The following is a 6,974-nucleotide window of genomic DNA, read 5'->3' on the forward strand; positions in this document are numbered from 1 at the left end:
TAAATATATCAAAATAAAATGTAACGCAAAGGTGCGATAGAGTTTTGCTGAAGCAACCTAACATCGATATAAATATTTCAATGGGGGAAGGTGTGAGGTATGAGGTTCTATCAACAAATGCAAATCCACCGCATAATGTGTCCATTCGACATTTTGTGAATATTCATTGATCTTCTATTTCCTTCAATATAAGGATGAGCTAACTTGCAGCAGGTAACTTCACCTTTATATTCAATAATTAAAGTTTTCACGTACTTTACACCCCAATCTCATTACTACAAACATACAAGTTAAATATTAAAATTAAAAAAAGTAAGCCTTTTGATTATGCATGGGTAGAACGTCTTAATATGTGGTAATCTGTCACTTGCTATTTATCGTAAATTTAAGTAAATAGGGGTTATGATTCAGATCCACTTGTTCAAGTCCGATTAATTTACGCGCTTTTTCAGGAAATTCTTCTTTAAACATAATGAGTGATTCCGGTGTAACAATAGTAAATATTACATTGTCATCTGTTATCCCAAAACATTGAAAGTTCACAAAATATTTTTCAAGATGGGAGCTATATAATTCCTTCAAATTTTTATCCCAGATCCACAGAGGATACTGATACTCTGTCTCACTCACTTTTTTTACACTGGTGAATATTATATAATCTTTGTTTTCATTATAGTTTGAGACTAATTCAAAATTGTCCATGTGATATTGAGGATCTTCATTTTCTTGAAAAATCTGGCTAAAGGAAGGTTGATTATCAAATAGTATTACACGCGATGGTTCTATAGTCATGTCTTCCTCTGATAGAGAATAGATAGTATCCGAGCAAAAGGTTGTTTTAAATAACAGTCCCGAATCTACAGCAACCACAGGATCGGAGTGGAAGCCGGGAAGAATTCCCGGTGGCATAATGGTTGTTTGATGGGATTCTACAAGATTTTTTAGTAAATCAATTTTTGTAAACGTATACCTGCTCCCTTCTTCTCTTTTACCTTTTTCGAACACGATTATCTTGCCTTCATTTATTATTAAATCATTTATCGGGATATGCACGACATTAGGAAGGATCATTTCTCTGATAAATTGAAAGTTATAATCGTATTGCAATATTTTGTGAGCGCGAGGATCAAATATATAAATAAGAGAGTCTCCTTCTATATCAAATTCCTGGATACTTTGATAGCCGCCAGCCTGTTTCCCGAAATGTTCTAAGCTATCATCCAGTATATTTCCTTCTTTGTCGATTATGATGAGTCGATTATGATCTTCAAAAACAAAAAGTTCGGTAGTATGTTTTATTTTTTGAATTCTTCCAATGGGGTAATTATACACATTCCCTATTTGATGTAACCCTGTTATTTTTAGAAGAGAATCTCTTGAAACATGGTGCGTATTTGAAGTTTTTAATTTTAATAAATTTGTTTTCCCACTATACACTACTTTATCACTTGCAGAATGACAACTGTAGCTTATGAGAAATATCCAAAGAAAAATGTAATAATCTATTTTCATGGAAATAAAAAAATTAAGCTGTGTTGTTTAAAAGTACTTGTTTGCCAGGCAAACAAGTACATAAGGTATTTTAAAAATAAAGTTTTACATGCTTTTACTAAAAAGCTACAAAACATGATATTATAATTTAGGAAAACTAAATATGACATAATCTCACTTTATTTAAATTCAACACGGAGCTCTCAAAACACAATAATCCAAAGGTGAACCAGTGTAAATACAATCCACAACAATCCTAATAGGAATGAAAAGAGGAGGACCAACATAATAGTCACACTCTTCAATATGGCATTGTCCCTCATCTATGTTAGCTGGAGGGCATACGATTATTGGTCCAGAGATTGTACTACTCCCCTGAGCTAGCGCCTCAACACTCATTCCATAGAATGGATTGGTCAGCGACGCCGTGACATGAAAAGCCATAAACCCCAGAAATAAGGTGACTCCAATTGAATAAATTAACTTTTTCATAATTTAAAAATTTAATAATTAAAAAATAGTATTACTCTTTGTGCAACGAGAGCCGGATCGATTCCTTGCGCTTGTTCCATTTTTTTCTTTTAAAGGGTTTCGGCAGAGATGAGGCGGTCGTCCCTGACTCTGGACGAAGATCTTACCGCCGTATTCCCCGACGATGAGGCACATGATCAGTAACTGGATGCTGCCAAAAAACAAGCAGACCAATAACAGAAGCTCCCAGCCCGACCAGGCCTTCCAGGTGATACCATGGTATAGGACTTGAGCGAGTATAGTTGCACATTCACCTAATATAGGTTCTTTCCTCACAAACAGAACAGCTTACCAAAATAATCCACATCAACGATTGAATCAATTAATATTATATTTCACTATTAATCCGTTACCATTTCTAGTGGCTTCTTTCAAAACATCAAATTCATCCTGAAACTTCTGCTTCAAATCTTCAGGAATAGAAAAATCATAATGGTCATTAATATAATTAGTTACTTTTTCATAGCGGGTCAGCACATTCGAGTGCGGAAAAAATCCATATGCGATCGAATCTGTCATATAGAATAGTTCTGAAGTAGGCATATCAGCCCGTGATTTAATACCACCTTCGCCTACATTAATCAAATACCCCTTAGCTTCATTTTTATCAAATAAATAAATATACTGCATTGCATTAATAAAATATGTGATATATACCAAATTATCATTTTCCAAATAAGATTTGTATTGAAACTGTAATTGAATAGGAACCCATTTATGCGCCTTGTATAAATCATTGGGGAACGGTATTGTATATTTGGCTTCCACCATATGGTCATTCCAAGTCCATATGGTATCGGAGTAGTTTTTTAATAGAATTAATTCGTTGGGTAATTTTTGAAAGAGTCCATTTCTATTTGCCTTACGATTTTGAGTAGTCAAACTTGGAAATGGGGTTATATCCTCCACGGATCCTTTAGAATTCATATGGATAATTGCAGCGTGAGAATCCAAAGATGGATTTTTCTTACCGAATAAAAGAAATCCATCTTTGACTTTCTCCATTCCATTAATTTCAGGAAAATCATTTAAGTCATCACCAACTATCGATATTGTTTTAATAACCTGGTTTCCTTTATGTAGATCATAGACAACTATTTTACGTCCCATATAATCCAACATAAATAAAGAATCTCGGCCTTTTGGAACGCTAATATCTATGGAAGATAAGAACTCATCAGGCCCCTTACCTTTTGTACCTAACGTTGCCGAATAATTTCCCTTTTCATCAAATACAACGACAGGATTGTTTATTTTATCAAGAATAATAAACCGTCCGTTATTATATTGAATTTCTTCAGGATTATCTCCTGACAATAAACCCTGATTATTCATCTCCAAAGGTATGTATTTGAATGAAGCCAAATTTAACAATTCACTTATATTAGGTTTACCCGATCCATTAAATTCTAAATTTTGGACATCTTCAATGATAATATCTCTTGTATCACTTTTATGATCATTAGAGCACCCCCAAAGCATCAGGATCACTGCGATCCATTTAATTACAGCTTCCATATTTATCAAATCTTCAATCTATATATTTCAAAATTAAAACCCTATCCATTACCTCCTTCTTTGCATTCAAAACAATATTCAAGCATATATGAATCTATGCACACTCGATCTTGATGAAATTTCGTTACGGTTTCTTCCACTAATACACCATTTTCATCATAATAATGATATGTATAAGAACAGCATTTTTTTACAGAGGTAATCTCCTTTTTATATTTTTCAGGAGGTTTTGAATGATCACGTTCACATGGGGTTCTACAAGTTATTCCAAAACAACCATCAGAACTACCCCCACTACCACTACCCTGTGCCAGTGCCTCCACACTCACTCCATAGAACGGATTGGTCAACGAAGTCGTGACATGGAACGTTAAAAATGCCAAAAACATCGTGACTCCGATTGAATAAATTAACTTTCTCATAATCTTAAAATTTAATGATTAAATAATATTTTTAGTCTTTCTGGAGCGATAGCGGGATTACCCCCTTGCGCTCGCTCCATATTTTTCTTTTGTTTTCTTGTAATGGGTTCCGGTGGAGATACGGCGGCCGCCCTTGACTTTGCAGGAATATCTTACCTACATACTCCCCGATGAGGCACAGCATCAGCAGCTGGATGCTGCCGAAAAATAGGCCGGCGATTAACAGAATCTCCCAGCCCGACCAGGCCGTCCAGGTGAGTCCATGGTATAGGAGCTGAACTATTATTAAAAGGAGTGATACCGCTAAGCTTAGTCCACCTGCCAGAATACCTGCACGAAGGGGCCGAATGCCCCCATTGGTCATACCCTGAATCGCCAGCCGGATGAGTTGTACCGTGTTATATTTGGTATCACCGTGCTGCCGCCGGCCCAGCCGGTAGGGTATGCACACCGACTGGAAAACACTCCGGTCTTTTGGCAAGGAAGAATGAACCGAATTCGAAGATACAGGACACAGCCACGCAAAGACATTCCGCAGGTACAGGTTCTTCTCCGGCAATTGCCGGATCACTTCCGCCACTTCCCGGTCAAACAACCGGAAATCAGTGGATATATACGTGTGACCCGGCTCCTGCAACCGGCCGATCAGCGACTGATATATTCTTGATGTGTAGGACTTAAACAGGGACAACTGTCCGGTCTGTAAAGAAGATTGTTTCGAAACCTGATGCGCCGGCAAGGCATACACCACATCCATCCCCTGCTCCCATTGACGGATCATCTCCGGGATGGCCCCCGCGGGATGTTGCAAATCCGTGTCCATCGTCACCAATACCGACCCTTTGGCTTCTGCTATTCCGGCCAGCATGGCTCCCTGTTGCCCAAAATTCCGAACCAGATGAACGACACGAAGACAGGGATGTTCCCCTCGAAGTTTCTCCAGTTTCTCAGCAGTCCCATCCGTACTCCCATCGTTGACCATCAAGATTTCATAGTCGTACTTTTCATGGTCCAGTACCGCTTCCAGCGAAAGGATAAAAGGCTCGATGTTGTCTTTTTCATTGTAACAGGGGCCGATCACAGAGACCAGTCCGTGAGAGGAATGTTTTCTTCCCTCCGGAACAGCGTTCCCATTGCATGTATTGTGTTTATTCTTCATCCTCCCCTCTATTTTCTGCCGTCATGTAATAGAGGTGGTTCTTCACATCCAGTTTTAGCGTCTCGGAATCCCTCCACTTTCTGGATATCGTATTGGAATGAAGCATAAAGCTGCCCAGATAAATTAGTAACAGGACCGGAACCATCCTTGTAAAGGATAGAGCCCATGACTTTCTGTTTCTAAATTGCAAATACAGTTGCCCGCCTTGCCAGACCGCCCACCCTGAAAGCCCTATTATACTCAGGTACATATACCGGTCCGCCGTGATGTTCCCACGAGGTACCGGCATGATATGCAGTACCAAAAGAATATTCACGACGAAGAAAAGTAGGCTGAACAGCGGGATCCACTTCTTCGAGCGGTACAGATCGTATAAATACCCCACAAAGAGTAAGGCCAATACGATATACCCGTAATAATACAGTGGCATTGGTTCACCGGACAACATCGGATACGCATAAAAATGGCTGAGATTCACCGGTACAAAAAACCGAAATATATACACGATCAGGCTATAGCCGCCAAAGATGATCCGGTCGTACCAGGGATACATCATATTTAGCTCCAGTACACCCACCGAATTTTGAGCCGACCAATACCAATACCCAAACGCCGCCAAAAAGAAGGGTATTTTTTCCAGCCAAACCGCTGTTCGTAAATGGCCTTTGCGATACGCACGGTACAATAAGTCCAGCAATACCAGATTCAGCGGAAAAATCACCGCCTGTTCTTTCACCATCAGGCCGGCGATATAGCATAGAAAGGTGATCCCCAGATAAATGTATTTTTTGTGTTTTTTATAGCTAATGTAGCTCAATAAGCCCGCCAGAGTAAATGTGGTATAAAGCACCACCTTCGATGCACTGATCCAGGCCACCGACTCCACCTGCAGTGGATGTATCGCAAAAACCAGTGCGATCAGGCCAGCCACAGCGGATAACGTACCGGGGCGCAGGGCCGGTTTCATCAACTTAATGATCCGGCTTATCAACAGATAAACCAACACCGCATTAATCGTGTGGATCAATACCGATCCCAGATGGAATGCCGCCGGATCAAAACCTGCGAGGGCGTAGATCCCAAGATAATACAGTTGATTGATCGGGGAATATTGATTGTGATAGAAGGACAGAAAAGACCGGCCGATTTCCTCCCAGGTGGGATAAAAGATAATCGGATTCTCCAGGAGCATCCACTGATCGTCCCACGATTGCTGGAAGTCATTGGTCAGGGTCGGGTAAAAGGCTAAGAAGACGGCTGTGCACAACACCAGAATAAAAATGATCATCCTTTTCTCGGATCCATTTTTATTAAATTGTGTTAATACTTTACTACGCTCTGTCATGCCTATATCAATTAATTATACTTACTCGCAATGCCCGATTGGATTACTTTCTCGTGTCAATGAAGGCTAAGCTAAAAAAAACGAATTGTCAAAATTTTACTCATAATTTATTATTTTTTTCTAAAATTCATTCAGGCAAACGGAGAAAAAACACCAAAATCCATGACATGATGTCGATGCATACCTGTTCAAAATAAATTACAGTGATCAATAAAACCATTAAATAGTAGATTTTGAAAATGCTTTATTTGGAAATCAAACTCATTTCCAGGTTCCATTTTTCACCAGATTAATGAAGCAATTTTAATTCATTCTCTAAAAATATCGTTGTCATTTTCGCTCTAAGGGCATAAAGAAAACTATCTTTTCCCAAAAACATCTTCTCCCAGACGCTCGTATGTTTACCCCAAGTTGAAAAAGAGCTAATATAATGTTAGATTCTGATTTTTATAAACAGGAAAGAAAGCATGGGATTAGCAACAAGACGAAGATAGCAATTTATGCATAT

The 6,974-nt window shown here is 38.9% G+C and carries 5 protein-coding genes; all 5 read right to left on the reverse strand.

All coding sequences use genetic code 11. The annotated features are described in order from the left end of the window. Positions 1-363: 363 nt before the first annotated feature. Positions 364-1,512 (reverse strand): 6-bladed beta-propeller, encoded by a 1,149-nt coding sequence (locus tag KUV50_RS18960; RefSeq protein WP_222581788.1) that lies wholly within the window; start codon positions 1,510-1,512, stop codon positions 364-366. Between the two features lie 828 nt (positions 1,513-2,340). Beyond that, positions 2,341-3,540 carry a 6-bladed beta-propeller gene (locus tag KUV50_RS18965; protein ID WP_222581789.1) on the reverse strand — a complete coding sequence of 400 codons (1,200 nt, stop codon included), beginning with the start codon at positions 3,538-3,540 and terminating at the stop codon, positions 2,341-2,343. Positions 3,541-3,581: 41 nt separating this feature from the next. After that, positions 3,582-3,962 (reverse strand): hypothetical protein, encoded by a 381-nt coding sequence (locus tag KUV50_RS18970; RefSeq protein ID WP_222581790.1) that lies wholly within the window; start codon positions 3,960-3,962, stop codon positions 3,582-3,584. A 31-nt stretch (positions 3,963-3,993) separates the two neighbouring features. Continuing rightward, positions 3,994-5,121, reverse strand: coding sequence for a glycosyltransferase family 2 protein (locus KUV50_RS18975; protein WP_222581791.1), 1,128 nt, complete (start codon positions 5,119-5,121; stop codon positions 3,994-3,996). After that, on the reverse strand, positions 5,111-6,466 hold the full coding sequence (locus tag KUV50_RS18980) for a hypothetical protein (RefSeq protein WP_222581792.1): 1,356 nt from the start codon (positions 6,464-6,466) through the stop codon (positions 5,111-5,113). The genes KUV50_RS18975 and KUV50_RS18980 overlap by 11 nt, the downstream gene beginning before the upstream one ends. Positions 6,467-6,974: the final 508 nt, after the last annotated feature.

Source organism: Membranihabitans marinus, assembly GCF_019802045.1.
GTDB classification, from domain to species: domain Bacteria; phylum Bacteroidota; class Bacteroidia; order Chitinophagales; family Saprospiraceae; genus Membranihabitans; species Membranihabitans marinus_A.

Coding starts and splice junctions, on each gene's coding strand:
- KUV50_RS18965 (WP_222581789.1), bottom strand. CDS start 3,540: ATGGAAGCTGTAATTAAATGGATCGCAGTGATCCTGATGCTTTGGGGG.
- KUV50_RS18960 (WP_222581788.1), bottom strand. CDS start 1,512: ATGAAAATAGATTATTACATTTTTCTTTGGATATTTCTCATAAGCTAC.
- KUV50_RS18975 (WP_222581791.1), bottom strand. CDS start 5,121: ATGAAGAATAAACACAATACATGCAATGGGAACGCTGTTCCGGAGGGA.
- KUV50_RS18970 (WP_222581790.1), bottom strand. CDS start 3,962: ATGAGAAAGTTAATTTATTCAATCGGAGTCACGATGTTTTTGGCATTT.
- KUV50_RS18980 (WP_222581792.1), bottom strand. CDS start 6,466: ATGACAGAGCGTAGTAAAGTATTAACACAATTTAATAAAAATGGATCC.